This is a genomic window from Rhodococcus sp. WS3 (genome assembly GCF_003797085.1).
GTDB classification, from domain to species: Bacteria; Actinomycetota; Actinomycetes; order Mycobacteriales; family Mycobacteriaceae; genus Rhodococcus_F; species Rhodococcus_F globerula.
On sequence record NZ_RKMA01000003.1, the window covers coordinates 326,651 to 351,524 of the forward strand.

27 protein-coding genes are annotated in these 24,874 nt (G+C 61.7%); 10 read left to right on the forward strand and 17 right to left on the reverse strand.

Going from position 1 to position 24,874, the window contains the following annotated elements:
• Position 1 precedes the first annotated feature (1 nt).
• On the forward strand, positions 2-169 hold the full coding sequence (locus EEB13_RS31620; RefSeq protein ID WP_155276682.1) for a hypothetical protein: 168 nt from the start codon (positions 2-4) through the stop codon (positions 167-169).
• On the forward strand, positions 166-2,403 hold the full coding sequence (locus tag EEB13_RS22620; protein ID WP_141486339.1) for a heavy metal translocating P-type ATPase: 2,238 nt from the start codon (positions 166-168) through the stop codon (positions 2,401-2,403). The genes EEB13_RS31620 and EEB13_RS22620 overlap by 4 nt, the downstream gene beginning before the upstream one ends.
• Positions 2,404-2,463: 60 nt before the next feature.
• On the opposite strand, the gene rsmA is transcribed toward EEB13_RS22620, so the two are convergent.
• Genes rsmA through EEB13_RS22635 form a run of 3 tightly spaced genes read right to left on the reverse strand, consistent with a single transcriptional unit; the run spans position 2,464 to position 5,658 of the window.
• Complete coding sequence (gene rsmA / locus EEB13_RS22625) at positions 2,464-3,360, reverse strand: 16S rRNA (adenine(1518)-N(6)/adenine(1519)-N(6))-dimethyltransferase RsmA (protein ID WP_033234261.1); 897 nt, start codon at positions 3,358-3,360, stop codon at positions 2,464-2,466.
• A 10-nt stretch (positions 3,361-3,370) separates the two neighbouring features.
• Entirely contained in the window at positions 3,371-4,498 is a 1,128-nt protein-coding gene (locus EEB13_RS22630) for a resuscitation-promoting factor (RefSeq protein WP_033234260.1), read from the reverse strand.
• Between the two features lie 35 nt (positions 4,499-4,533).
• Positions 4,534-5,658: a resuscitation-promoting factor gene (locus tag EEB13_RS22635; protein ID WP_095888450.1), complete on the reverse strand. Its 1,125-nt coding sequence runs from the start codon at positions 5,656-5,658 to the stop codon at positions 4,534-4,536.
• 236 nt (positions 5,659-5,894) lie between these two features.
• Here EEB13_RS22635 and EEB13_RS22640 point away from each other — a divergent pair, with 236 nt between their 5' ends.
• A complete protein-coding gene (locus EEB13_RS22640; protein WP_051730475.1) occupies positions 5,895-7,343 on the forward strand; it encodes an amino acid ABC transporter substrate-binding protein/permease in 1,449 nt (482 codons plus the stop codon).
• The gene (locus EEB13_RS22645) at positions 7,340-8,107 is read left to right on the forward strand and encodes an amino acid ABC transporter ATP-binding protein (protein ID WP_080711718.1); all 768 of its coding nucleotides are present in this window, start codon (positions 7,340-7,342) and stop codon (positions 8,105-8,107) included. The genes EEB13_RS22640 and EEB13_RS22645 overlap by 4 nt, the downstream gene beginning before the upstream one ends.
• Before the next feature lie 36 nt (positions 8,108-8,143).
• Here EEB13_RS22645 and EEB13_RS22650 read toward each other — a convergent pair whose 3' ends face one another.
• The 3 genes from EEB13_RS22650 to EEB13_RS22660 all read right to left on the reverse strand — a co-directional run bounded on the left by EEB13_RS22650 (position 8,144) and on the right by EEB13_RS22660 (position 9,893).
• Entirely contained in the window at positions 8,144-8,569 is a 426-nt protein-coding gene (locus EEB13_RS22650; protein ID WP_141486340.1) for a DUF6578 domain-containing protein, read from the reverse strand.
• Positions 8,566-8,988 (reverse strand): DUF6578 domain-containing protein, encoded by a 423-nt coding sequence (locus EEB13_RS22655; RefSeq protein ID WP_245005957.1) that lies wholly within the window; start codon positions 8,986-8,988, stop codon positions 8,566-8,568. Before EEB13_RS22655 ends, EEB13_RS22650 begins: the two co-directional genes overlap by 4 nt.
• Positions 8,989-9,065: 77 nt before the next feature.
• A complete protein-coding gene (locus EEB13_RS22660; RefSeq protein ID WP_141486341.1) occupies positions 9,066-9,893 on the reverse strand; it encodes a TatD family hydrolase in 828 nt (275 codons plus the stop codon).
• Positions 9,894-9,914: 21 nt separating this feature from the next.
• Here EEB13_RS22660 and metG point away from each other — a divergent pair, with 21 nt between their 5' ends.
• Together metG and EEB13_RS22670 are read left to right on the forward strand one after the other, a co-directional pair.
• Positions 9,915-11,513 carry a methionine--tRNA ligase gene (metG, locus tag EEB13_RS22665; protein ID WP_033234255.1) on the forward strand — a complete coding sequence of 533 codons (1,599 nt, stop codon included), beginning with the start codon at positions 9,915-9,917 and terminating at the stop codon, positions 11,511-11,513.
• 82 nt (positions 11,514-11,595) lie between these two features.
• Positions 11,596-12,834, forward strand: coding sequence for a DUF2786 domain-containing protein (locus EEB13_RS22670; RefSeq protein WP_187328614.1), 1,239 nt, complete (start codon positions 11,596-11,598; stop codon positions 12,832-12,834).
• Positions 12,835-12,841: 7 nt separating this feature from the next.
• Here EEB13_RS22670 and rsmI read toward each other — a convergent pair whose 3' ends face one another.
• Entirely contained in the window at positions 12,842-13,672 is an 831-nt protein-coding gene (gene rsmI / locus EEB13_RS22675; protein WP_141486342.1) for a 16S rRNA (cytidine(1402)-2'-O)-methyltransferase, read from the reverse strand.
• A gap of 23 nt (positions 13,673-13,695) precedes the next feature.
• Between rsmI and EEB13_RS22680 the strand changes: the two genes are divergently transcribed.
• Positions 13,696-15,255, forward strand: coding sequence for a dolichyl-phosphate-mannose--protein mannosyltransferase (locus tag EEB13_RS22680; RefSeq protein ID WP_033234252.1), 1,560 nt, complete (start codon positions 13,696-13,698; stop codon positions 15,253-15,255).
• A gap of 1 nt (position 15,256) precedes the next feature.
• Here EEB13_RS22680 and EEB13_RS22685 read toward each other — a convergent pair whose 3' ends face one another.
• The 4 genes from EEB13_RS22685 to EEB13_RS22700 all read right to left on the reverse strand — a co-directional run bounded on the left by EEB13_RS22685 (position 15,257) and on the right by EEB13_RS22700 (position 18,506).
• Entirely contained in the window at positions 15,257-16,897 is a 1,641-nt protein-coding gene (locus EEB13_RS22685; protein ID WP_045069245.1) for a BCCT family transporter, read from the reverse strand.
• A gap of 84 nt (positions 16,898-16,981) precedes the next feature.
• The gene (locus EEB13_RS22690) at positions 16,982-17,413 is read right to left on the reverse strand and encodes a DoxX family protein (protein WP_033234250.1); all 432 of its coding nucleotides are present in this window, start codon (positions 17,411-17,413) and stop codon (positions 16,982-16,984) included.
• Positions 17,414-17,460: 47 nt separating this feature from the next.
• Positions 17,461-17,823: a GntR family transcriptional regulator gene (locus EEB13_RS22695; RefSeq protein WP_141486343.1), complete on the reverse strand. Its 363-nt coding sequence runs from the start codon at positions 17,821-17,823 to the stop codon at positions 17,461-17,463.
• Complete coding sequence (locus EEB13_RS22700; protein ID WP_033234400.1) at positions 17,823-18,506, reverse strand: SDR family oxidoreductase; 684 nt, start codon at positions 18,504-18,506, stop codon at positions 17,823-17,825. Before EEB13_RS22700 ends, EEB13_RS22695 begins: the two co-directional genes overlap by 1 nt.
• A gap of 95 nt (positions 18,507-18,601) precedes the next feature.
• On the opposite strand from EEB13_RS22700, the gene arsC reads away from it, so the two are divergent.
• Positions 18,602-18,955 (forward strand): arsenate reductase (glutaredoxin), encoded by a 354-nt coding sequence (gene arsC / locus EEB13_RS22705; protein ID WP_033234248.1) that lies wholly within the window; start codon positions 18,602-18,604, stop codon positions 18,953-18,955.
• 3 nt (positions 18,956-18,958) lie between these two features.
• On the opposite strand, the gene arcA is transcribed toward arsC, so the two are convergent.
• Positions 18,959-20,176 (reverse strand): arginine deiminase, encoded by a 1,218-nt coding sequence (gene arcA / locus EEB13_RS22710; RefSeq protein ID WP_033234247.1) that lies wholly within the window; start codon positions 20,174-20,176, stop codon positions 18,959-18,961.
• A gap of 61 nt (positions 20,177-20,237) precedes the next feature.
• On the opposite strand from arcA, the gene EEB13_RS22715 reads away from it, so the two are divergent.
• The gene (locus tag EEB13_RS22715) at positions 20,238-20,723 is read left to right on the forward strand and encodes an FABP family protein (protein ID WP_045069243.1); all 486 of its coding nucleotides are present in this window, start codon (positions 20,238-20,240) and stop codon (positions 20,721-20,723) included.
• Between the two features lie 7 nt (positions 20,724-20,730).
• Here the strand turns inward: EEB13_RS22715 and EEB13_RS22720 are convergent, their stop codons facing one another.
• The 3 genes from EEB13_RS22720 to EEB13_RS31625 all read right to left on the reverse strand — a co-directional run bounded on the left by EEB13_RS22720 (position 20,731) and on the right by EEB13_RS31625 (position 22,396).
• Positions 20,731-21,222, reverse strand: a complete 492-nt coding sequence (locus EEB13_RS22720) for a DUF2505 domain-containing protein (RefSeq protein ID WP_033234246.1) — start codon at positions 21,220-21,222, stop codon at positions 20,731-20,733.
• Positions 21,223-21,274: 52 nt separating this feature from the next.
• Complete coding sequence (locus tag EEB13_RS22725) at positions 21,275-22,123, reverse strand: SDR family oxidoreductase (protein WP_141486344.1); 849 nt, start codon at positions 22,121-22,123, stop codon at positions 21,275-21,277.
• 117 nt (positions 22,124-22,240) lie between these two features.
• Entirely contained in the window at positions 22,241-22,396 is a 156-nt protein-coding gene (locus tag EEB13_RS31625) for a hypothetical protein (RefSeq protein WP_165826315.1), read from the reverse strand.
• Positions 22,397-22,897: 501 nt separating this feature from the next.
• Between EEB13_RS31625 and EEB13_RS22730 the strand changes: the two genes are divergently transcribed.
• Entirely contained in the window at positions 22,898-23,314 is a 417-nt protein-coding gene (locus EEB13_RS22730; protein WP_033234244.1) for a helix-turn-helix domain-containing protein, read from the forward strand.
• A gap of 49 nt (positions 23,315-23,363) precedes the next feature.
• Here the strand turns inward: EEB13_RS22730 and EEB13_RS22735 are convergent, their stop codons facing one another.
• Both EEB13_RS22735 and EEB13_RS22740 read right to left on the reverse strand, forming a co-directional pair.
• Positions 23,364-24,377, reverse strand: coding sequence for a hypothetical protein (locus EEB13_RS22735; protein ID WP_033234243.1), 1,014 nt, complete (start codon positions 24,375-24,377; stop codon positions 23,364-23,366).
• The gene (locus EEB13_RS22740; RefSeq protein WP_045069236.1) at positions 24,374-24,835 is read right to left on the reverse strand and encodes an ImmA/IrrE family metallo-endopeptidase; all 462 of its coding nucleotides are present in this window, start codon (positions 24,833-24,835) and stop codon (positions 24,374-24,376) included. Before EEB13_RS22740 ends, EEB13_RS22735 begins: the two co-directional genes overlap by 4 nt.
• Positions 24,836-24,874: the final 39 nt, after the last annotated feature.

A 24,874-nucleotide genomic window follows, 5' to 3' on the forward strand; every position in this document is an offset into this window, starting at 1 on the left:
CATGCGCACATCGGCAACACTTGCCGCCTACGCCGGAGGCCTTGTCGTCGTATTCGGCGCCGCCTTCGGAGTGGGGGCGGCAGTCGGAAACCCCGTCGAGAGCCCGAGCCACGCGCCGGCGTCCAGCACATCGAACACGCCCGCACCCCATGAGGAAGGTCACCGATGAGTACACCCACCACCGTCGGTAGCGTCGAACTCGCCATCACGGGAATGACCTGCGCGTCGTGCGCCGCTCGAATCGAGAAGAAACTCAACAAGATCGACGGCGTCAGTGCCACGGTCAACTACGCCACGGAGAAGGCCAAGGTCTCGTACCCCGACACCGTCGGGGTAGATGAACTGCTCGCCACCGTAGAAAATGCGGGCTACTCGGCAGCGCTCCCCACGCCGCCTGCCAGCACCGCCGACGCAGACGTGGAGACCCCACAGGATCGTGACCTCCGCGAACTGCGCGCCCGGCTGATCGTCTCGACCCTACTCTCGGTTCCCGTCATCGCGATGGCGATGATCCCCGCACTTCAGTTCACGAACTGGCAATGGCTCTCCCTCACACTGGCGGCCCCTGTCATCGTCTGGGCGGCTCTGCCTTTCCATCGCGCCGCCTGGATCAACCTCCGGCACGGCGCAGCCACGATGGACACCCTCATCTCCATCGGCACCATTGCCGCGTTCCTGTGGTCGCTGTACGCGCTGTTCTTCGGCACAGCCGGCGAAGCCGGGATGAAACACGCGTTTTCGCTCACCGTCGACCGAATGGACGGCACCGCCAACATTTATCTCGAGGTCGCCGCAGGTGTGATCACCTTCGTGTTGGCCGGACGCTACTTCGAGCACAAGTCCAAGCGCACCTCGGGTGCGGCGCTGCGTGCACTCATGGAACTCGGCGCAAAAGACGTTGCAGTCCTGCGAGACGGTGCCGAGGTCAGAATCCCGGCCGAAGATCTTGTCACCGGCGACGTCTTCATCGTCCGCCCAGGTGAGAAGATCGCCACCGACGGAGTCATCACCGAAGGCCGCTCCGCCGTAGACCTGAGCATGCTGACCGGCGAATCGGTGCCCGAGGAGGTAGGCGTCGGCGACAGCGTTGTCGGAGCCACCGTTAACGTAGGCGGCACCCTGTCCGTCCGGGCCACCCGAGTCGGCAGCGACACGCAACTCGCCCAAATGGCAGCACTTGTCGAAGACGCACAGAACGGTAAGGCTGACGTTCAGCGTCTCGCCGATCGCATTGCGGGCATCTTTGTTCCGATTGTCATCGCGATTGCCGTTGCCACACTGGGTTACTGGCTCGGTAGCGGCAACGGAATCGAGATGGCGTTCACCGCGGCCGTCGCCGTCCTGATCATCGCCTGCCCCTGTGCGCTCGGATTGGCAACACCCACCGCACTGTTGGTCGGCACCGGTCGAGGCGCCCAGATGGGAATCCTGATCAAGGGCCCCGAAGTGCTGGAATCGACTCGCGCAGTGGACACCATCGTCCTCGACAAGACCGGCACCGTCACCACCGGCCAGATGACTCTGCTCGACACCATCGCAGCCGACGGAACGAGTATCGATGACGTCTTGCGTTTGGCGGGCGCTCTCGAACATCGCTCCGAGCACCCGATTGCTGCGGCAATTGCCAAGGGTGCCAAGGAAACCGTGGGCGAACTTCCCGCGGTCTCCGACTTCGTGAACGTCGCCGGACGAGGCGTTCAGGGAATGGTCGACGGCCACGCTGTAGTAGCCGGCCGTGAGGCGTTGCTCGAAGACTGGGCTATGACGTTGCCCGAGAACCTGCGGGCTGCAAAGACCGAAGCAGAAAAGGCGGGCCGCACCGCCATCGCAGTCGGCTGGGACGGAGCGGCACGCGGCGTCCTCGTGATAGCCGACGCCGTCAAGGACACCAGCGCCGAGGCGATAGCGCAGTTGAAGGCACTCGGCCTCGAACCGATCCTACTGACAGGCGACAACAAGACCGTCGCCCGGACCGTCGCAGACCAGGTGGGCATCAGCACCGTATTTGCCGAGGTCATGCCAGCCGACAAGGTCGACGCCGTCAAGAAACTGCAGGCGGAGGGACGCGTCGTGGCCATGGTCGGCGACGGCGTCAACGACGCGGCGGCTTTGGCTCAGGCCGATCTCGGTCTGGCGATGGGTACCGGCACCGATGTCGCAATCGAAGCCAGCGACATCACACTGGTTCGCGGTGACCTTCGCTCGGCAGCGGATGCAATCAGGTTGTCTCGCAAGACACTGAAAACAATCAAGGGCAACCTGTTCTGGGCCTTTGCCTACAACACGGCAGCTATCCCCCTCGCGGCGGCGGGACTGCTGAACCCGATGCTGGCCGGTGCCGCGATGGCATTCAGCAGCGTGTTCGTGGTGAGCAACAGCCTGAGGCTGCGCCGGTTCAAGTAAGGGGCCTTCGGCCCCTGTGCGCCTTTTTGGTAGCGATGGCTATCAGAAAGGCGCACAGGGTTATTCGACTCCTGCCAAACGCACAAACGCCGCTGCGTCGAGCATCTCGCCACGCGTCTGCGGCTCGATTCCGGCAGCAAGGAGCCTGCGCTCCGCTTCAGCCGGCGAACCCGCCCAACCACTGAGTGCTGCTCGCAAGGTCTTGCGACGCTGAGCAAAAGCTGCGTCGATCGCGGCAAAAACACGCTTGCGGTGCTGCTCGTCCATCGGCCACGGCGGCTCGGCGTAACGGTCGATCCGTACCAGACCGGACTCCACCTTGGGCGCCGGCCAGAACACATTGCGACCCACGGCGCCGGCACGGCGGACCTCACCGAAGAAATTGGCCTTGACGCTCGGGACGCCGTAGATCTTGCTTCCCGGATCAGCAGCCAGGCGATCAGCGACCTCGGCTTGCACCATCACCAGCGCGGTACGCAGGCTCGGCAGCGACGCGAACAGGTGCAGCAGCACCGGCACCGCCACGTTGTACGGAAGGTTCGCGACCAGAGCCGTCGGCTCCCCCGGGATCTGCGACGGCAACACGCGCATGGCGTCGGCCTCCACAACCGTCAGACGATCTGCCAGTTCAGGAGCGCGCTCGGACACCGTCTTGGGCAGACGAGCCGCCAGATTCGGATCGATCTCCACCGCGATGACACGGTCCACGACGTCCATCAAGGCCATGGTCAGTGAGCCGAGACCTGGTCCGACCTCGAGAACCACGTCGTCTCGTGTGACGCCGGCGGTAGTGACGATACGTCGCACGGTGTTGGCGTCGTGAACGAAGTTCTGCCCCAACTGCTTTGTGGGGCGCACACCGAATTCCTCGGCAAGAGCGCGCACCTCGGCCGGGCCGAGCAGCGCTGCCTGCCCGCGAGGGGTGGCGATGGGTTGGTTCGATTCGGCGTCTGACACAGGTAAGAACTTAACCCAGTCCGAGACGACCCGAGCACGACGGCCATGCGCCCCAGCCCTGGGTACGCTGGGTTTGCGTGGCAATGGCGATCTGCTCCTCGCGGGTCGCGAGGTCGGCGCGGGCAGCGTACTTGAGCCCGCCCTGTCGTTCCCAGGTGTTCTGGTCGAACTGCACGCCGCCGTAGAAACCGTTGCCGGTGTTGATAGCCCAGTTGCCGGTGGCCTCACACTGAGCGAGCGCATCCCACGTGCTGCCGTTCTCGACCGGCGGCACCTCGGTGCCCGGCTTGGTACCGACGCGGACAACCTTGGGTTGCGCGGGTGTGGTGATCGTCTCGGCAACAGGCGTGCGACCGGTTTCGACACCGTTGACCAGATTGACCGCAAATGTGACGTCACGAACGCCGGGCACTCCCGGGTTCTCGACGATCGTTCGGCTCTGATTCATGGTCGGATCCTCGATGCGCTGATCCGGCGGATCGAGCGGCAAGGTCTCCACTCGGCTTTCGGTGATATTGCGCGTCACCGTGATCTCGAGGCCTTCGGTGAGCGGCGCATCTGCTGCGGGAACAACGGTGTCCGCAGCTGCGAGCGGAGTTCCGTTGGCGGTCAAGAACTCACCGACAGTGGGAGCTGCGAGCCGGACATCCGTCGTCGCATGTGCTCCGTCAGTCAGCTTTGCGACAACAGGCGTGAGGACATCGAGCGCTGCGCCGTCCAACGGAAGACGCTGCGAACGTGAAGCCGAAACATGAACATCTGCAGCAACATCGAGTTGCTTCAAGGCATCTTCGACTGTGAGAGCTGTTGTCCACACGGACTTCTGCTGACCGTCGACCGTCAAGGTGATCTCGCGCGCACGACGCAGCACGACGGTGTCACCGTCGGACACGGACGCGTCCGATGCCGGTGCAACAGCGTCCTTGTCACCGATCGAATAGCCCGCATCTTCGAGAATGCCGTCGACGTTGCTCGCCATGGTGCTCAGGCGAATCTGCTCACCGTCGACATCGAGAGTGATGGTCTTGTGGTTGACCACAGCCAGAATTCCACCGGCCACCAGCGTGAGAAGCAACGCGGCGATCATCGAATACAACAGCGGTGATCGCGTCGAGTTGAGCTTCGCAAGCGGTGACATAGGTTCCTGACTTCTGGTCCGGGGTCAGTGCGCGGTTAGCGCAGACCCAATTTGCTTGTGCACGAAGGCCATGCGCCCCAGCCCTGACCGGCGCGAACCTTCTCGCCGATCGCGATCTGCTGCTCACGGGTTGCGAGGTCGGCACGCGATGCGTACTCGCCACCGCCGAATGCCTGCCAGGTGCTCTGGGTGAATTGCAATCCGCCGTAGAAACCATTGCCAGTGTTGATCGCCCAGTTGCCGGTGGCCTCACACTGCGCAATCGCATCCCAGGTCGCCGCATTGGAAATTGCCGGTACCGCAGGCTCTTTGGTGCCGACCTTCACTACCGCGGCAACAGGTTCCTTGACCACGGTCGCAGAAAGCTCAGTACGCGCTGCCTCGACACCATTGACGGTCTTGACCTCGATGGTCGCCGTGCGCTCACCGGGAACTCCCGGGTTTTCGACGACGGTCGAGTCCTTCTCGAGCGACGGATCGTCGATCTTGTTCTCCGGCGCGGGAATCGGCTGGTTCTCGACACGGGTGTCGGTGCGCGACCGGGTAATTTCGACGGTGAGCCCGTCAGTGACAGGAGTCTCGGCGGGCGGAACAACGGTATCGGCCTGCTCGAGCGGAGCATTGCGTGCGGCCAGAAGATCACCGACAGTAGCGGCGGCAAGCTTGATTTCCGTAGCGGGCGCACCGCCGTCCGCAACGTTGACAACCTTGGGGCTGATCACGTCGAGTTCCGTGCGTTCGAGCGGCAAACGATGCGAGCGTGACGCCGATACGGCAAAGTCGTCGGCCACGTCGAACTGCTTCAACGCTTCGTCCACGGTCAGCGCGGTGGTCCACACCGTCTGCTGCTTGCCGTCGACGGTCAAGTCCAGCTCGCGTGCGCGTCGCAGAACGACAGTGTCTCCGTCGGCCAGGGAGGCGTCGGAACTGGGCGCAAGTGTGTCCTTCGGATCCACCTCGTATCCGGCCTTGTCCAAAGCGCCACCGACGCTGCTCGACATGGTGGACAGCGAGATCATCTCGCCGTCGACGTCGAGCGTGATCGTCTTGTGCTGAACCACCACGAGCAGCCCACCGACAACAAGCGTCAGGAGCAGCGCCGCCACCATCGAATAGAGAAGTGGTGACTTCGTGGAGTTGATCTTGGCGAAAGGCGACACAGGAAATCCCAAGGCAGACGACGTTCGATCACAATACGGTAACGGCCACACACCGCTTCGGCAACCAAACGGTCACGAATTGCGACTTTTGTCACGGAATAAACACGGCGTGTCGCAGGTCGGTAACTTTTTACCTCAGTTAACGGTGTACCGATTCAGCGCGGCGCGCAGTATGTTCTCGTCTGGTCATAAGCAGTCCGGCGATCCCGGGCGTGACATACGAAAGCTGGGCGAGAGTGCGAAGAAAAGTCGACAAACCCCGTAACCCGAGGTGGCCGATCCTGGCCATCCTTCTGGCGCTCATCGCAGCGCTGTTCGCTCCAGGCATCGCGTCGGCGCAGCCGGGCCGGACGTACATCATCGCCACCGACGTCACGTTCGCCCCGTTCGAATTCGAGGACGAAAACGGCAATCTCACCGGCATCGACATGGAACTGATCCGGGCCATCGCCGAGGATCAGGGATTCAACGTCGAGATCAAGCAATTGGGATTCGACGCAGCTCTGCAAGCAGTCCAGGCCGGCCAGGCAGACGGCGTCATCGCCGGCATGTCGATCACCGACGCCCGCAAGCAGGTCTTCGACTTCTCCGACCCGTACTTCGAGTCGGGCGTGCAGATGGCAGTGCTCGAATCGAACAACGACGTCAAGTCCTACGAGGACCTGAAGGGCAAACGCGTCGCCGTCAAGAACGGCACCGAAGGCGCCACGTTCGCCGAATCCATCAAGGATCAATACGGATTCACGACTGTCTACTTCGCTGACTCCGCCAGCATGTACGACGAGGTCCGCACGGGTAACTCCGTCGCCGTGTTCGACGACTACCCCGTGCTGGCCTACGGCATCACCCAGGGCAACGGACTCAAAACCGTGACCGAGAAGGAAGCCGGCGCAAGCTACGGCTTTGCCGTCAACAAGGGCCAGAACGCCGAACTGCTCGAGATGTTCAACGCCGGACTTGCGAACCTGCAGGACAGCGGCGAGTACGACGAGATCCTCTCGCAGTTCCTCGGCCAGGACGCCACGTCGTCCGACAACTCCATCATCGGGCTGATCAAGAGCACCTACCCACAACTGCTCAAAGGTCTGTGGCTGACCATCGTTCTGTCGGTCGTCTCGATCGCGATCGCTCTTGTCCTGGGTGCGATCTTCGGACTCTGCCGCGTATCGACAAACATCGTCGTCCGCGGAATCGGTACCGCCTACGTCGATATCTTCCGTGGCACGCCGCTTCTGGTGCAAGCGTTCTTCATCTACTTCGGCATCCCGGCCGCTCTGCACTTCCAGATGTCGGCATTCACCGCCGGTGTCATCACGCTCTCGCTCAACGCCGGCGCCTACATGGCCGAGATCGTGCGCGGCGGAATCCTGGCCGTCGACAAGGGCCAGATGGAGGCATCACGCAGCCTCGGCATCAGCTACATGAAGACAATGCGGAAAGTCATCATGCCGCAGGCAATTCGCACGATGATCCCGTCGTACATCAACCAGTTCGTCATCACCCTCAAGGACACGTCGATCCTGTCGGTCATCGGACTGGCCGAGCTCACTCAGACCGGGCGCATCATCATCGCGCGCAACTTCCAGTCCTTCAACATGTGGCTGATCATCGGCGCCATGTACTTCATCATCATCATGGCGCTCACCAAGTTCTCGAACCGCCTCGAAAAGAGGATCAACAAGTGACCGAAACAGCCGTCAACATGAGCAAGCCAGACACCGAAATCAAGATCGAAGTCAAGGGACTGAAAAAGTCGTTCGGCGACAACGAGGTCCTCAAAGGCCTCGACGTCGACATCAAGAACGGCGAAGTGGTGTGCGTCATCGGGCCGTCCGGATCGGGCAAGTCCACCTTCCTACGCTGCCTCAACCGCCTCGAGGACATCACCGCAGGCACCGTGCGCGTCGACCAGTTCGACCTGACGGACAAGAACGTCGATATCGACAAAGTGCGCCAACACATCGGCATGGTGTTCCAGCACTTCAATCTCTTCCCCCACATGACCGTCATCGAAAACGTGATGCTCGCTCCGATCCAGACGGGCCGTTCCACCAAGGAACAGGCACGTGAGATCGCGGCGAAACTGCTAGGTCAGGTTGGTCTCGCCGAGAAGGCCGACGCCAAGCCCGCGAGTCTGTCCGGCGGTCAGAAGCAGCGTGTTGCCATCGCCCGCGCACTCGCCATGAGCCCGGACATCATGCTCTTCGACGAGGCCACCAGCGCCCTCGACCCCGAAATGGTGGGCGAGGTTCTGCAGGTGTTGCGCGACCTCGCGAAGCAGGGCATGACCATGGTCGTCGTGACCCACGAAATGGGATTCGCGCGCGAGGTATCCGATCGCGTCATCTTCATGGCCGACGGCTACATCGTCGAGGAAGGGAAGCCGGAAAACCTGTTCGGCAATCCGCAGCAGAAGCGCACCCAGGATTTCCTGGGGAAGGTGCTTTAGGGGCTCCGCCCCTGTGCGCCTTTCCGGTAGCGCCGACTACCGGACAGGCGCACAGGGGGTGGCCAACTCGACGACCACACCGGTCTCGATCCGGTTCTGTGGACCGACGTCGAAATCACCGAACCTCCGGAACCACCGAGGACTCGCAGCGACCCGTCGATAGGTCTCACTGCCTGCGACGGGCAACCACACGCGTGGACTTCCGACTTCCTCGTACGTCGTCGTGACCACGAGAATCCCGAGGACTACGCCTGCGGTCCTAACTCCTGACGCCGGCATCCCGCCGTGAACCCAACCGTCGAACCTGCCGGTGTCGGCGCGCGGAGTCAGCGTCCACGAACACTCGTCTCCGACAACCGGATATGGCCCGCAACATTCGATTTCACCCATGTCGATGTGAACGGTGAGGATCTCGACCGAGGATTCCACCGGAGTCGGCTCGGTGTAGCTGTGCGCCCTCACGTCCTCGCAGGAACAGCCAACTCAACGACGACGGCCGTCTCCATCGACCCACGGCTACCGGCAACCAGCGAAGACACGCCACAAAAATATCTCGGGACTTTCTCGACGCGAACGTGATCGATGCTCCCCGGCACCAACGCCCAATGCCCCGACCCTTGTTCGAGAAATTCGCCACGCTCGAGTCTGATCGAGAGAACGGTCCCTGCCGTGCGTTCTAAATCTGGATAGATACCGCCGTGGACCGACCCGTCGAACCACTGCCCGTCCAACCACAGCGAGTCACGCATCGGGCGCAAAGCCCACGAAGATTCTTCGCCGACAACGGGCAGCGGCGCACAGCACTCGAATTCCCACGTTTCGATGCGGACTGTGACGACGTCGTAGGGATAGATGTCGTCGGGATAGATGTAGTCATTCATCTGAATACTCCGCGCAGTAGACGGGCCGGGACACGACGGTCCCGGGCGCGGAGTTACCTGTCAGCTCAGAATAGCGCTCAGAGCTTGTAGACCCGCTCCGCTGTCGCCGTCGACGCCGCTGCCAGAGCCTCCGGATCCTCGCCGCGGATATCGGCCAATGCGCGCACGGTGTACGGGAGGCAGTACGACTCGTTGGGGGCGCCACGGAACGGATGGGGCGTCAGGAACGGCGCATCCGTTTCGACGATCAGCTGATCCGACGGCACCAATAGCGCAGCCTCGCGGAGAGCCTTCGCATTCTTGAAACTCACGGTTCCCGAAAAACTGAGCACGTACCCGGCGTCGATGCATGCCCGCGCCATCTCCGAATCCGAGGAGAAGCAGTGGAACACCACTGTCTCCGGCGCGCCTTCCTCGTTCAGCACCCGCAGCAAGTCCTGGTCGGCTTCGCGGTTGTGAATCATCAGCGTCTTGCCCAACCGCTTCGCCAGATCGATGTGCCACCGGAAACCGTCGACCTGTTCCTCGATGGTGGCGCACCCATCGAGCTTGCCGGGCCAGTAAAGGTCGAGGCCCGTCTCCCCCACGGCGACGACCCGCGGATCCGACGCCAACCGCTCGATCTCGGCGCGAGTATCGGCGTCGAGAACGTTCGCCCTGGTCGGGTGGATTGCGACGGCGGCGTAAACCCTCGAATCGCAGTTCGCAGCGTCGACGGCAAAGCGGGCGGCGTCGAGGTCGTCGGCCACCGTCACGACCCGCCCGACGCCGACGGCCTCGGCTCGGTCGACTATTTCGGCCACGCTCGCAGCGTCATGCGCGCCACACGCGTCGAGGTGCGTATGGGCGTCGATCAGAGGCGACAAGGGCTCAGGGACATCGGGGGCGGGACGGTCTTTGCTCACGCCCGATAGAGTAAGCCCACCATGACTGTGCCTGCCTCACCCTCCCAGACCCCGCGCCCGGACTCCGCTGCCCCGGAAGGCGCGGAACGATCGCCGTTCTACATCACGACAGCGATCGCGTATCCCAATGGCGCTCCGCACATCGGCCACGCGTACGAGTACATCTCCTCGGACGCGCTCGCCCGCTTCAAGCGTTTGGACGGACATGAAGTGTTCTTCATGACCGGTACCGACGAGCATGGTCTGAAGATGCAGCAGACAGCGATCAAAGAGGGTATCGACGTTCGGGAACTCGCGGCTCGGAACTCCGACGTGTTCCAGAACCTCGACAAGGTCCTGAACATCTCGTACGACCGGTTCATCCGCACCACGGACGCTGATCACCAGGTCGCCAGCAAGGCGATCTGGGAGAAGATGGCCGCATCCGGCGACATCTACCTCGACACGTACTCGGGTTGGTACTCGGTTCGGGACGAGGCCTTCTACACCGAAGCCGAGACCACGCTTCTGGAGGACGGCACCCGCCAGTCCACCGAGACCGGCACCCCGGTGGAGTGGACCGAGGAGTCCAACTACACGTTCCGTCTCTCGGCGTACGAGGAGCGGTTACTCGCGCTGTACGAAGAGCACCCCGAGTTCATCGCCCCCACGACACGCCGAAACGAGATCGTCAGCTTCGTCAAGAGCGGCCTCAAGGACATCTCGATCTCGCGCACCACGTTCGACTGGGGCGTCAAGGTTCCGGGCGATCCGGACCACGTCATGTACGTCTGGGTAGACGCCCTCACCAACTACCTGACGGGCGTCGGATACCCGAACGCCGACTCGGAGGAGTTCAAGAAGTTCTGGCCCGCAAGCCTGCACATCATCGGCAAGGACATCACGCGGTTCCACACCGTCTACTGGCCGGCGTTCCTCATGTCCGCGGGCATCGAGCTGCCGGAGCGGGTCTTCGTTCACGGCTTCTTGTACAACAAGGGCGAGAAGATGTCGAAGTCGGTCGGCAACGTCGTCGACCCCATCGCCATGGTCGATCAGTACGGCCTCGACGCAGTCCGCTTCTTCCTGCTCCGTGAGATCTCGTACGGCCAGGACGGCAGCTACAGCCACGAAGCGATCGTGACTCGCATGAATGCTGATCTCTCGAACGAACTCGGCAATCTCGCGCAACGTTCGCTGACGATGGTCGCGAAGAACTGCGACGCCCAGGTACCCACCCCCGGTGAGTTCACCGAGGACGACCTGGCGATGCTGGCGTCGGCGGACGCCTTGCTCACCAAGTGCCGCAGCGAGTTCGACGTGCAGGCTCTACACCTCGCGCTGGAAGCCATCTGGGGCGTGCTCGGCGAGACCAACCGGTACTTCTCCAAGCAAGAACCGTGGGTCCTGCGCAAGACCGATCCGGCACGTATGGCAACCGTCCTCTACGTGACGATCGAAGTGGTCCGTATCGTCGGCATTCTCGTTCAGCCGGTCATGCCCGACGCGGCGTCGCGGATCCTCGATCTGCTTGGGCAGAGCGAAGAGAGCCGTCAATTCACCGACATCGCGGTACGCATCGACGCGAACCGTAAACTGCCTGCTCCGGCACCCGTTTTCCCTCGTTTCGTCGACGAGTGACGTAGCCGTGTGACGCCTTTCGTGGGGTCCGCCGCATCTGGCCTGAGCCAGTTGTGTCGGACCCCACGTGCACACTGCGTCCATGACACCCGATAGAACATACTTTCGAGCCGCTGCCTCCTCGCAGACGCTGCCATGGAACGGAACCCGCGTGTCCTCTCACGAAGTCAGTCCTCAATCTGTCGCAGCTGCCGAGGCCTTGATCACCGAACTTGCCGGCGTCTACGAACGAGGGTGGCAACCTGCCGATCTTGTTCACCTTGCCCGTCGCAGCAAAGATCCCTCGAACGCCGATCTTGTTGCCACCGCCGTCCTACTCGACGCCGCCCGAACCAGGGCCGCCGACCGCGCACCCCTCGAATGGGTTGGGCAACTTGCGTCTATTCGGGAGCAGTTCCCCAATGCCGATCGCATCGCGGCACGAATCACTCTGGACGAGGACGTTTTTCGATCCCTCGCGGCCGGACTCCTGTTCGAAGATCCCTATTTCCTCGTCTCCCAAATTGCCGAGGTAGCGCTGCACTGGACGCGACTCGCGCCGTGGAATCTGTTGCTCGCGCCGCCGTCTACCTGGCCGCCGCAGCGCACCGACACGAGTTACGCGGGCACTGGCGCTGAAGTTGACGCCAAGGTACTCAAGCGAATTCGTGGATTACTCGCCAAAGCCGAGGCCACCAACTTCGCCGAAGAAGCCGAATCATTCACCGAGAAGGCGCAGGAGTTGATGACGCGGTACGCCATCGATGCGGCACTTCTGCACAATCGCACCGGCATCACCGATACCGCCGTCAACGGGCGTCGCATCCACCTCGACAACCCCTACGTGAAAGAGAAAGTCCATCTCCTCACTGCAATCGGTGATTCCAACCGCGTGCGCGCCGTGTGGTTCAGCGAGGTGTCCATCGCGACCGTCATCGGCACGCCCGTCGATCTCCAACAGGTCGACATGCTCTTCACGTCGCTACTCGTGCAGGCAACCCGCGCAATGCAATTCGCCGACACCAGCAATCGCGGCGGCTCCAGAACCACGTCGTTCCGCAAGGGCTTCCTCACCGGGTTTGCCAATCGAATCGGTCAACGTCTCCGCGACGCCGGCACCAAAGCCACCGCAGAAGCCGCCGACGCCGCGTCGATGGATGTGGCCGATCTCCTGCCGATTCTCGCTACCACGTCGGCTGCCGTCGACACCGAATTCGATCGGTTGTTCCCGCGAACCCGCAAAGCTCGCGGACGGTCCGTCGACGCCGAAGGGTGGCACGCCGGCCAAGCGGCTGCCGACGACGCCAACCTCCGGCCGGGAGCACCGGCAGTGCGCCGTTAGCCCAGCGCTAGTCCTTACGAGCAGCCAGCACCGTTTCGTACAGTTCGCGCTTCGACACACCGGGGGTGGCGACGAGGGCGCACGCGTCTTTCAGACGTGCTCCGCCCTCGACCAGGCGTTCCACTTCCTCGACCAGATCGGCCGGATCGGAGGCCACCAGAACAGCACCTTCGAGCACTACTGTGATTTCGCCGCGCACACCTTCGGCAGCCCACGCGGCGAGTTCGCCGAGAGTTCCGCGCTTCACCTCTTCGTAGGTCTTGGTCAACTCGCGGCAAACGGCAGCGCGCCGGTCCGGGCCGAGCACCTCGACGGCGTCGGCCAGGCAATCGGCCAGGCGATGCGGCGCCTCGAAGAACACACACGCGCGCTGCTCGGTGAGCAGTCCCGCGAACCAGGTCTTGCGTTGTCCACCCTTGCGCGGCGGGAAACCGTCGAAGCAGAAGCGCTCGACGGGCAGCCCTGACAGCGCGAGGGCAGTAGTCACTGCGGACGGGCCAGGCAGGCAGGTGACCTTCAAGTTCTCAGCCACACATGCAGCAACAAGGCGGTATCCGGGATCACTGACCGACGGCATACCGGCGTCGGTCACCAGGAGGACGGTTTTGCCGTCGGCAACGTCGGCGACCAGCGCGGGAAGTCGCGCAATCTCCACCTGATCGTAGAAACTGACCACCTTTCCGGTGATCGTGACATCAAGTGCCGAGGCCAGCGACTTGGTGCGTCGGGTGTCCTCGGCCGCCACGACGTCGGCGGTTGCGAGAGCGTCGCGCAGACGCGGAGACGCGTCACCGACGTCTCCCATGGGTGTTGCGGCGAGTACCAAGCGACCAGTCATACCTGACAGCCTACGATTGCCGAGTGACTGTGCAGACGGACGAGCGGCCAACGCCCGCCAGTGGCGATCGGGTAGTGCGTAGTCCAGCGCCGCTCGTACCCGCCCCGGACTTCGGCCCCACGGACCGGTTGCGTGGCTGGATCGTCACCGCCGTGATCACCACGATCGCCGCAATCACCCGGTTCACGATGCTCGCCTATCCCACGGACGCCGGCACTCCCGTATTCGACGAGAAGCACTATGCGCCGCAAGGCTGGCAGGTGCTCACAGGCGGCGGGATCGAAGACAACCCCGGTTACGGATTGGTGGTGCACCCGCCGATCGGCAAGCAGATGATCGCAATCGGTGAAGCGATCTTCGGTTACAACGGCTGGGGTTGGCGGTTCTCGTCGGCACTGGTCGGAACCTTGATGGTGCTGCTGATCATTCGGATCGTTCGACGGATGACACGTTCGACGCTCATCGGCGCGATTGCCGGCATTCTGCTGATCGTCGACGGAGTCACGTTCGTCTCGTCCCGCCTGGGCATGCTCGACATTTTTCTCGCATTCTTTGTTCTCGCCGCGCTTGGCTGCCTGATCGTCGACCGTGACCAGGTTCGGCAACGGATGGCCACCGCTTACGCCGAGGGTCGGATCGGCGATTCCGAATGGGGTCCACGGCTCGGATTCCGGTGGTGGCGATTCGGCGCCGGCATCCTGCTCGGATTGGCCTGCGGCACCAAATGGTCCGGGATGTACTTCATCTTGTTCTTCGGACTCCTCAGCGTCGCGTTCGACCTGTCCGCACGCCGCGCCTACCGTGTGCAGCGGCCATGGTTCGGCACCGCGATCCGCGACATCGGCCCCGCTCTGTACGCGTTGGTCGTCATCCCGATCGGCGTCTACCTGGCCAGCTACTGGGCCTGGTTTGCGAGCGAGACGGGCGTCGATCGCCATGCCGTCGGCAACGAGATCGGCGAGGGCGGAACGTGGAGTTTCATACCGTCGGCGCTGCGTTCCCTCTGGTACTACAGCGGCAACGTGCTCACCTTCCACTCGAGCCTGACGAACTCCGCGGGCAACCACCACCCGTGGGAATCGAAACCCTGGACGTGGCCCATGGGTCTTCGTCCGATGCTCTACTACTACGCCGACGGCGAGCAGGTGACGGGCTGTGGGGCGGCCACCTGCGTCAAGGCGATCATGCTGATCGGCACGCCGGCGATGTGGTGGCTGGCGCTGCCCATGTTGGCGTGGGCGATCTGGAAGACGTTCGTTCGGCGTGACTGGCGCTATGCCGTTGTTCTCACCGGATACGCCGCCGCCTACCTCCCCTGGTTCGCCACGATGGACCGTCAGATGTACTTCTTCTACGGCGTTGCGCTCGCACCGTTCATGGTCATGGGATTTGCGCTGACACTCGGTGACGTACTTGGCAAGGCAACGGATTCCGTCGAGCGACGCACCACGGGATTGCTCGCGGTCAGCCTGTACATCGGGCTGGTTGTCGCGAACTTCGTCTACCTGTGGCCCATCTTGACCGCGATGCCGATCACTCCGGAATCGTGGCAGAACCATCTGTGGTTGCCGAGCTGGAAATAGCTCAGGTATCGCGCCGAGCGCGAGTGCCTCGTCGGACCCGTCGGGTTTGGAGAAGCGCTCGTTTCTGTTCTCGGGCAGCGACGATGATCGGGTCGTGTGACAGATCTCGGTAGAGCGAGAAGCACAGGCCGATCATCACGACGACAAATGGCGCGGCCGCGATGATCGTCATCGTCTGCAAGCCCTCGAGCGCTTCGGAACCGCCGGTCCACAGCAATAGCGCCGCGGCGCCACCGGTCAACACACCCCAGAACACCACGACCCACCGACTCGGCTCGAGAGTTCCCCGCTGCGAGAGAGTGCCCATCACCATCGACGCGGCGTCTGCGCCCGAGACGAAGAACACCGCTACGAGCAGCATGACCAGGACGGTCGTGACGCCCGCGAGCGGGAGATTGTCGAGCATCCCGAACAACTGAGCTTCCTCGGAACCCCGGCTCGCGAGATCGATTCCGTCTCGCTCCTCACCGATCCCGGCACCGCCGAAGATCGAGAACCACAACAGACTCACCGTCGTCGGCACGACAATGACACCCACGATGAACTGACGGATAGTGCGCCCACGACTGATGCGCGCCAAGAACATTCCCACGAACGGTGTCCAGGACACCCACCAGGCCCAGTAGAAGATGGTCCAGGACGACAGCCACTCTCCTGTCTCGGGATTCGACGACGCTCCGGTCCTAGCCGACATCTGGGCGAGGTCCGACGCGTAGGCGCCGATGGTGGTGGGCAGAAGGTTGAGGATCAGTACTGTCGGGCCGAGTACGAACACGAAGAGCGCCAAGATCAACGCGAGCACCATGTTGATGTTCGACAACCACTGAATTCCCTTGGAAACGCCCGAGACTGCCGATGCGACAAAGGCCAGGGTCAACACCGCGACAATGGAAACGAGGAGGAAGACACTCACTTCTTGCATCCACCCGACCACCTGGAAACCCGAGCCGATTTGCAGGGCGCCGAGTCCCAGTGATGCGGCCGTGCCGAAGAGAGTCGCGAAGATGGCAAGAATATCGATGATCTTGCCGATCGGACCTTCAGCCCGACGCCCGAGCAGTGGGATGAAAGCCGAGCTGAAAAGCTGCTTGCGTCCACGCCGATACGATCCGTACGCAATGGCAAGGCCCACAACGGCATACATCGCCCAGGGATGAAGCCCCCAGTGGAACATGGTGGTTGCCATAGCGGTTCCGATACCGCCGTCGGTGCCAGGTGGTGGATTGACGTAGTGCGCCAATGGTTCGGCGACACCGAAGAACATCAGGCCGATTCCCATTCCGGCGCTGAACATCATCGCAATCCAACTGACGGTCCGGAACTCCGGTTTCTCACCATCCTTGCCGAGTGGAATGTCTCCGAACCGACTGACGGCGAGGTAGATGGAGAACAGCACAAAAGCCGACGCCGCGAGAACGAAGAGCCAGCCGATGTTGACGACGAGCCAGTCGAGAATGCTCCCCGTCACCGAGTTCAGATTGTCGGGGGCAACGAGGCCCCACACGAGAATTGCCAAAACCGCCACTGCCGTTACGGAAAAAACCACGTAATCGGTTCGCACACCTACTCGTGTGAACCCATTCGTCGGTCGGTCCTCGTTGGCACCGGAATTCTGCTCGGAAGGATCAGATTTCGTCACCATAGGACAATACGTTGGTCACTCGCGCGAACAAAAGCAATAGCGAAGGCGGGCCCGACACCTGCCGGACCCGCCCCGAAATACTCCTTACGCTGCGGTTTTCAACCAACCGTTGCCTTTGCCAATCAATCCGTCCACGCTGATGCGACCGGCTCCGATCGTGGCGATCAGCAGCGAGCCGACACCGAGCGCAAGTACCAGTTCGTAGCCACCCGCGTCGACAAAAATGCCGTTGCCCGAGTGGACGATGAAGAAGGCGCCCACCATGTCGAGGAACAGCAGCACACCGACAAGCGGAGTCAGCACGCCGGCAATGAGCAGGATTCCGCCGCCGAGTTCGATCGTGGCTGCAAGAATCGCCGACACCTTGGGCAGGGGCGCGCCCATCATTTCGAATGACGCCTGCGTTCCGGCGATCTTGTACGTGAAGAACTTCTGCCAACCGTGGGCGATGAAGATGATGCCAAGGCCGATGCGAGCGATGAGGAGTCCGAGGTCACGGACGATCGACGAATTCATGGTGCAAGCCTGACAGCTTTAAGTTGAAGCGTCAACTTAAGGCTGCATCACGCGCCTCTCAATGCGGCCTCGACCATAGTCAGTGTCTCGTCATCCGAATATCCGAGCGCACGCACATCTTTCACGAAAGCCGTCGCCGCCTGCTCCGCCTGCGCTCGTACCGGATCACTTCCCGACGCAATGAAGGTGCCCTGCTTCCCGCGGGTCTCGATCACCCCCTGCTCGCCGAGCACCCGATACGCTTTTGCGACGGTATTCGCCGCCAAACCCAGGTCCGTTGCCAGCGCCCGAACCGTGGGAATCTTGGCCCCCGCTATCAGCCCCCCGGTCTGTACCTGTTCGATAATCTGTTGGCGTAGTTGGTCGTACGGCGCCACGGAAGAACCGTGGTCGATCACGATACCGGTCATCACAAGGCATCAACCGCGTCGCGAACAAGATCGGAGCCGGACGTCAGAACCAACGTCTTGCCGACACTCGCGGGCGCATCGATCAACGCCTCGATCACCGCCGCTACATCAGCCCTACTGACCGATCCACGCGCGACCGGAGGCTCGGCCAGAGTTACCTCACCGATCGGATCGTCATCGGTGAGAAGCCCCGGACGAATGATCGTCCACTCCAAGCCCGTGCGAGAACGCAGATCGTCCTCGGCGGCCGTCTTGGCTTCGAGGTACGCGGCAAAAACCTCGTCGGTCCCCTCCGCAACCGGTTCGCCGGCGCCCATCGCACTGATCTGGATGAAACGACGAACACCCGCTTTTTCCGCCGCGTCGGCAAGCCGTACCGCTGCCGCCCGATCGACTGTGTCCTTACGCGCAATTCCACTCCCCGGACCGGCTCCCGCCGCAAAAACTGCAACATCGCACCCGGCCAGCACCTTCGCGAGTTCGTCGACGGTAGCCGTTTCCAGGTCGATCACTACAGGAAATGCCCCCAACGTTCGGACCGCACCCTCGTGATCCGGATTGCGGATCAGCGCAACCGGCCGATCACCATGTCCGGCCAGCAAGAATATGAGGTGCTGCGCGATCTTGCCGTGACCTCCGGCAATCGCCACTCGCCGTTCGTCGACACTTCGATGTTCCGTCATCATCCACTCCTCGTACGTCGGTACTTCAGTCCAGCGCACCGGAAGGGGCCGTTTGTTCCCACTTCCCGACCGGGCAGCTGATCACGCCAGGCACAATGACGACCATGGCCTCTGCAACGATCTTCCACAATCAACGGTGCAACACCTCACGAACTGTTCTCGCCCGGCTACGTGAACACGACATCGAACCGACCGTCGTCATGTACCTCGATACACCGCCTACCCGTTCGGAACTGGAAAAACTCCTCTCCGACGCCGGCCTCACTCCCAGCCAGGCAGTTCGTAAGCGTGAATCGCAGTACAAGGAACTCGGGCTCGCCGACGCATCCGAGTCCAAGATCCTCGACGCCATGATCGAACACCCGATTCTCATCGAACGCCCCTTTGTCGTCACTGACAAGGGCACTGTCCTCGCCCGCCCGGCAGACAAGGTCGAAGAAATCCTCTAGGCATCACAACGGATCGCGGGCGATCGGACAGGACATGCACCGGGGGCCACCCCGGCCGGATCCCAGTTCCGACCCCGCGATCCGAAGCACCTCGATACCCGACGCCTCCAGCCGCGCATTGGTCTCGACATTGCGCTCGTATGCGACCACCACACCGGGTTCAATTGCCAGAGTGTTGTTTCCGTCGTCCCACTGCTCACGTTCGGCAGTCACCGTGTCCAATCCGGTGTCGATGACCCGCAGCTTCCCGATCCCCATCGCGTCGGCGGCAGCCTCGAGGAACGGGTCAGCACCTCGTATGCTGACGCCGTCATCCTCACGCCGAATAGTGAAGGCCGACAATGTGTTCTGAATCGCCGGATACATGACTACGGCGTCGGCCTCCACCATCGTGCACACCGTATCGAGATGCATCGACGCGCGGCGCTGCTCGATCGGCACCACCAACACCGTATGCGCCAAATCGTCGTCGAACACACTGCGCGCCAATGCTTCCGCCCCCGCCGGCGACGTCCGCTCACCCACACCGACGGCAATCACGCCCGGAGCGAGTAGCAGCACATCACCACCTTCGACCGGAGCGGTATGCGATTCGTACGCCCGCCGCACCCCCCGAAACCGAGGATGATGCGCATACACCAGATCGGTGATCGACGACTCCCGCGCCCGCGCAGACAACGCCAAGGACGTAATCACCACCCGCGGCCCGATCCAGAACGACGAATCACGCGTGAACAGCAGATTGGGCAGCGGATCGATCACAAAATCCCCGCCGTGGTGCATCCGCCGCACCAGCGACGTCGACGACGCGTCGATCGGGAGTTCGTCGAAAGTCATACCGGCGGTGAGGATGGACGACAACTCCGCCGGCGGCACACTGCGTAGGTACGACGACAGATGCTGCCCCAGCGAGTGCCCGATCTTCCGTGTGTCCACCGCAGCCGAGATTCCTTGAATCCGGGCCGCACCACTGACCGTCAAGGCTTCGGCGAGCAGGTCCGCAAGCAACAGAACCTCGACACCGTGCTCACGCAGCACCGACGCGAACTGATCGTGCTCGTCCTGCGCCCGATCAACCCACGGCAAACCGTCGAAAAGCAGTTGATCGTTGTTTCGCGGGGTGAGCCGCTTCAATTCGTCGCCGGGACGATGCAAGATGACCGAACGCAACCTACCTACCTCGGAGTCGACACCGAGCGAGACGGATCCAGAACCGTTCATGGATAAACAGTATTCCCGTCGGTGCGTAATCTGATGGCCGACACCAGTGAGAGGAACCACCATGACGGCACCACAGCGACCCGAGAACGAACACCGAGGGGTCGAGTTGTTGCGTGGACGCTGGGCCGGCACCGGTAGCGGACACTTTCCGACGATCGACGATTTCGAGTACTCCGAGGAAATCGTCTTCGCTCCGACCCCCAAACCGTTCCTGACGTACAGCTCACGCACACGTGGCTTGCCCGACGGCCGCCCACTTCACATGGAATCTGGATACCTGCGCCCGGTCCCCGGCAACAAGCTCGAGTTGCTGATCACCCAGCCGACCGGTTTTGTGGAGATCCACCGCGGCAGCATCGACGCCGAGGGCACTCTTGCCTTCACACTGTTGACACTTGCGGCGTCACCGGATTCCAAGCCCGTCACCGATGTGCGACGCGTAGTGCGGGTTCACGAAGACACACTGACGTACGACATCTGGATGGCACACGATCAGACACCGCTCACTCATCATCTGCATGCCGAGCTCCAGCGCGTCGACGATTAACGCTCTTTCACGGATTGAGTAGGAACGCTTCGACGGCGTCGTGATCGCGGCGCAACAGATCCTGAGCCATATTCTTCAACAGCCTTTCGATCTGGCCGCCTAGAACCGGAATCTTCACCTCTGCCCAGCCGTCGACGTTCAGCACGGAGCGAGCGTCGCCTGCTTCGGCCAATTCCAGGTCGACCTCGATACGAATAGGCAATCCGTGCGCTCTCCCGGTCACTGATCCGACCGCCCGGCCGTCGGATAGCGGACCCCACCGATCGGCTCGCTCGACACCGAGGCGGTCCGGAACCAGCTTTGCAACCAACCCCGGCAGTGCCGACGATTCGAGCTCGTCGGTTAGCGACACCGCTATCGCTCCGCCTCCGTCTTCGATAACTGCCTTGGAATACAGGTCGCCAAGTCTGATCATCCAATACCGAGTATCTGTCAATGCCGCATGAACCTTCTCGGGCGGAAAGTTGAATTCGATACCAAATCGAAAACTCTTTGACATTTGGTGACCTTGGTCCCTATGCGAGTTGGCACTGGTTCTGAAAGGCAGCTAATTACGAGCGCGGTAACAGCTTGGCGAACTGGTCATTCGCTTTCTGCATAACAAATTCATAGGGCGGAGAGAACTTACGAGCCCACCAATAACCGAACCTGATGTCATTGGATGTATAGACCAGATATCGATTCTTCTCGATACCGGAGACAATGCACTCCGCCACTTTCTCCGGCGAAACCGCACGCTTCTCGAAGCGATGCACCAATGACTTGACTCGCGGGTCGTCCCGATCGATGCCCGCGATGTCGACGGTGCCCACCAATGGAGTCTTCACCCCACCCGGAACAACGAGGCTCACACCGATGCCGTGACGCTTCAGATCGAACCGAAGTACCTCCGAAACGCCTCGTAGCCCGAACTTGCTGGCGCTGTACGCCGCATGCCAGGGCAGAGCCAGCAGGCCGGCGGCCGACGAGACATTGACCAGATGACCGCCTTTTCCGGCGCGGATCATCGGCGGAATGAACGTCTCCATGACATGAATGGGCCCCATGAGATTGACGTCCACCATTGATCGCCAGTGACGATGCTCGAGGTTCTCGATTGTTCCCCAGGCCGATATGCCTGCAATGTTCATCACGACATCCATCGATCCGAACTGCTCGGCCACTTCTGCGCCGAATTTGGATACGGCGTCGTAATCGGAAACATCGAATGCCTCCGCCACACTGACGGTACCGCCGGCCGAGGACACCATTTCGACAGTCTCATCAAGACCGGAACGGTTGATATCCGTGAGAAACAACTCTGCCCCGCCAGCGCCCGCCGCAATCGCTGTAGCTCGACCGATGCCGCTACCCGCACCCGTGATCAGGCACTTCTTTCCATCGAGCGACCTTATCGACATGGCTTTACACTCCCCCGCGGTAGCACTGTGGACATGCAGGGAAGTGTACGCACGCAGCATCTACCGGCAGGGGTTATGTCCGCTTCGATCCAAGCCGAAGTTCTCGGCCCAGCTGCGCTACAGGCGTTGCGCCATCTGATCCTGGTAGTCACGCATGGTGCGCTCGATTTCGTCTGCCGCGTCGCGGTCTCCACGCTTGCGCGCATCGAGGGCACGATCCTGGAGCGCGCGAATCGCCCGGCGTAACTCTTCGTCACTCATGATGTGTTTCATGTCACAATCTTGCGCCAACTATCAGGCCATGGCTAGTGGCGAACGTCGTTACGACGAGCCGCAGACACCCCGTATCCGACAAACTTCGTGCCACATTTGAGCAAATCGGGGCAAAGGTCCCGACAATACGCACTCCAGGGGTGAACTGGAGTCGACCGCGGCCTGAACTGCGATTATTCACACCGTAAGAACCACCAAAACCGGGTTAACGTATAGCTACTGCAGGCAAAACGGGTAAACGGTTCGTTATGGTGACAATATGCAGCACTGCGGTAGGTCTCTACTGTCCACATAATTGGTCCTATTGCGATATCGAGCGGCCCGAAATTACCCGCGAACTCGACGGAAGCATCCCCCGAGTTCCCATAAATACCGAACTCAACTTTGCACCCAAAGCCCACCGAATGGACTACAGCGAGCTACCAATCGGTTATCCGCGTGATATCGTGGGATTCGCTGAACGAACAATCGCTGATAGAGAGGATTACGGGGCGGTTCACAATGGCTGACTTTGCAGAACGACTGAACAAACTGTTCGACAGTGTCCATCCTCCCGGGCGCAAGCCCCACACCAACGCCGAGGTCGCCTCCGCGTTGATCGAGGACGGCCACCAGATCTCCAAGCCGTACATCTCACAGCTCCGCTCGGGACAACGCACCAACCCGTCGGACGAGACTGTCGCTGCTTTTGCGCGCTTCTTCAAGGTGAAGCCCGACTACTTCTTCAACGACATCTACGCCGCGAAGATCGATCACGACCTCGAACTGCTCGCACAGCTCCAGGGTTACGGTCTGCGTCGACTGTCGAGCCGAGCGTTCGATCTGTCTGAAGAGTCGCAGAACCTTCTCACGACTATGGCCGAAAAGCTCCGTGCAAGCGAAGGACTACCCGAAGTCCCACCAGACGCGTCACGTTGACGCGAGGCTAGGGCTGTCCCTAGACGACACTGAGCAGGTCGATCGACACCTATCGGCCTGCTTTTGTCGTATTCGGCTGGGCTTCGAACTTTTCGTAGTCCCTAGCCAGAACCAAGACCCATCTCCTGGCGGACATACCGTCAGGAGGCGCAATCCAACGGGTATCGAGAACATCTGATTCCAGTGGATTCACAATCCACTCCGTCAATATCTCGGAATGCGTGGCGAGCGACCTCGGCGGCTCCCTTCCACCGACGTCGAACAACCCGGCACCTGCCTGGATGTACATGGCGTCCATGATCTGCGCGATCATGTCCGACGCCTTGAGCACTGTTGTGGTTGCCGCACTGTCGACATCCACAACCTCCGGGAATCGCTTCACCAACAGACCGTGTATGCCCCCTAAACGCTTCAGGTCCAAGCGCGCTCGCACCCATGTCTCGGTCAACATCCACGTGATGCCCAGCGCGATCAGCAACCCCGCCACCGACACGAATTGCACGCCGGCGCCGGACCAGATACCCGACTCGAGTGCGTTCGCCCCACGCACCGACTCGACCAGCATGACCACGACAACAATCAGCAGAATCATCGAACCCACGACGATGAGTCCGATTCCGCGGCCCAACGGCGCCCACGCAACGTGCCGCAGTCCGGTCGAGATAACCAACGCCAGCGCGACAACCACAAAGAGCAAAGCCGGCATCGGATAACCGACGCCCACGGAAATCGACACAAGCAAGCCGACCGTATACAACACGATTGCCACGACGCGCATCGCAGAACGCGTCATCACAGGCCACGCAGACACCGCGCCAACCGCGCTTGCTGCCGACAAGAACACCCACAACACGACAACAACCATCGCTGAAAAGTGCTGATCAGGCGCAATTCTGTCCACGATGTCCCACACCCCGGGGACAAGCACCGTAGCCATCAACGCAACACCGAATCCGGCGATAACCATAGCCGTACGCAGCGGCGTGGCAACTCGCGCCACCACGCGCCCAAGCCTTGCACCTGCTGCAATCCACACCACCAAGGCAATTGCCCAAGCGATCATCCGATCGCCTCGTCGTACCGCAGCACCGACAACGGCGTCCCACGACCGCTCATCGTCTTCAACCTCATCAACAGCATCGACGCAAAGGTCTCCGCTTCCCACTCTGCAAGGTCATCCATCGGCACCGGCTCGTTGCGGCGCAGCGATCGCTGGCTGAGCATGTACGCGATCAGATCATCGCTGGCTTCCAACGTCGCCTCCGCGATCTCCGCCCCTTCATGCCGAAACACGATGTGCCCCAACTCATGTGCAAGAGTTCGCTCGACATTGGGTAAGCCCGGTGCCAGAACGATAACGTCATGATCGTCGAACGCGCGCCGTTGACCGCACACACCCGTCGCCAACGGAGTCTGCAGATCGATCTCGATCGGCCGCTCACGCTCGAGCGCCACAGCCTCCACCACCGTCAACAAATTCACCGCCTCCGACGACGCAGCAGCATCACACACCGCGTCCACCGCAGCAAGAACTCGACGATGCGAACGCCTGTTTGTCGG

What these genes read in the sequence shown, in the direction of transcription:
- EEB13_RS31620 (WP_155276682.1), top strand. Translation starts at nt 2, where the DNA reads ATGCGCACATCGGCAACACTTGCCGCCTACGCCGGAGGCCTTGTCGTC.
- EEB13_RS22620 (WP_141486339.1), top strand. Translation starts at nt 166, where the DNA reads ATGAGTACACCCACCACCGTCGGTAGCGTCGAACTCGCCATCACGGGA.
- EEB13_RS22630 (WP_033234260.1), bottom strand. Translation starts at nt 4,498, where the DNA reads ATGTCACCGCTTGCGAAGCTCAACTCGACGCGATCACCGCTGTTGTAT.
- EEB13_RS22655 (WP_245005957.1), bottom strand. Translation starts at nt 8,988, where the DNA reads ATGAATGACTACATCTATCCCGACGACATCTATCCCTACGACGTCGTC.
- metG (WP_033234255.1), top strand. Translation starts at nt 9,915, where the DNA reads ATGACTGTGCCTGCCTCACCCTCCCAGACCCCGCGCCCGGACTCCGCT.
- EEB13_RS22670 (WP_187328614.1), top strand. Translation starts at nt 11,596, where the DNA reads ATGACACCCGATAGAACATACTTTCGAGCCGCTGCCTCCTCGCAGACG.
- rsmI (WP_141486342.1), bottom strand. Translation starts at nt 13,672, where the DNA reads ATGACTGGTCGCTTGGTACTCGCCGCAACACCCATGGGAGACGTCGGT.
- EEB13_RS22685 (WP_045069245.1), bottom strand. Translation starts at nt 16,897, where the DNA reads ATGGTGACGAAATCTGATCCTTCCGAGCAGAATTCCGGTGCCAACGAG.
- EEB13_RS22690 (WP_033234250.1), bottom strand. Translation starts at nt 17,413, where the DNA reads ATGAATTCGTCGATCGTCCGTGACCTCGGACTCCTCATCGCTCGCATC.
- EEB13_RS22695 (WP_141486343.1), bottom strand. Translation starts at nt 17,823, where the DNA reads ATGACCGGTATCGTGATCGACCACGGTTCTTCCGTGGCGCCGTACGAC.
- EEB13_RS22700 (WP_033234400.1), bottom strand. Translation starts at nt 18,506, where the DNA reads ATGACGGAACATCGAAGTGTCGACGAACGGCGAGTGGCGATTGCCGGA.
- arsC (WP_033234248.1), top strand. Translation starts at nt 18,602, where the DNA reads ATGACGACCATGGCCTCTGCAACGATCTTCCACAATCAACGGTGCAAC.
- arcA (WP_033234247.1), bottom strand. Translation starts at nt 20,176, where the DNA reads ATGAACGGTTCTGGATCCGTCTCGCTCGGTGTCGACTCCGAGGTAGGT.
- EEB13_RS22715 (WP_045069243.1), top strand. Translation starts at nt 20,238, where the DNA reads ATGACGGCACCACAGCGACCCGAGAACGAACACCGAGGGGTCGAGTTG.
- EEB13_RS22720 (WP_033234246.1), bottom strand. Translation starts at nt 21,222, where the DNA reads ATGTCAAAGAGTTTTCGATTTGGTATCGAATTCAACTTTCCGCCCGAG.
- EEB13_RS22725 (WP_141486344.1), bottom strand. Translation starts at nt 22,123, where the DNA reads ATGTCGATAAGGTCGCTCGATGGAAAGAAGTGCCTGATCACGGGTGCG.
- EEB13_RS31625 (WP_165826315.1), bottom strand. Translation starts at nt 22,396, where the DNA reads ATGAAACACATCATGAGTGACGAAGAGTTACGCCGGGCGATTCGCGCG.
- EEB13_RS22730 (WP_033234244.1), top strand. Translation starts at nt 22,898, where the DNA reads ATGGCTGACTTTGCAGAACGACTGAACAAACTGTTCGACAGTGTCCAT.
- EEB13_RS22735 (WP_033234243.1), bottom strand. Translation starts at nt 24,377, where the DNA reads ATGATCGCTTGGGCAATTGCCTTGGTGGTGTGGATTGCAGCAGGTGCA.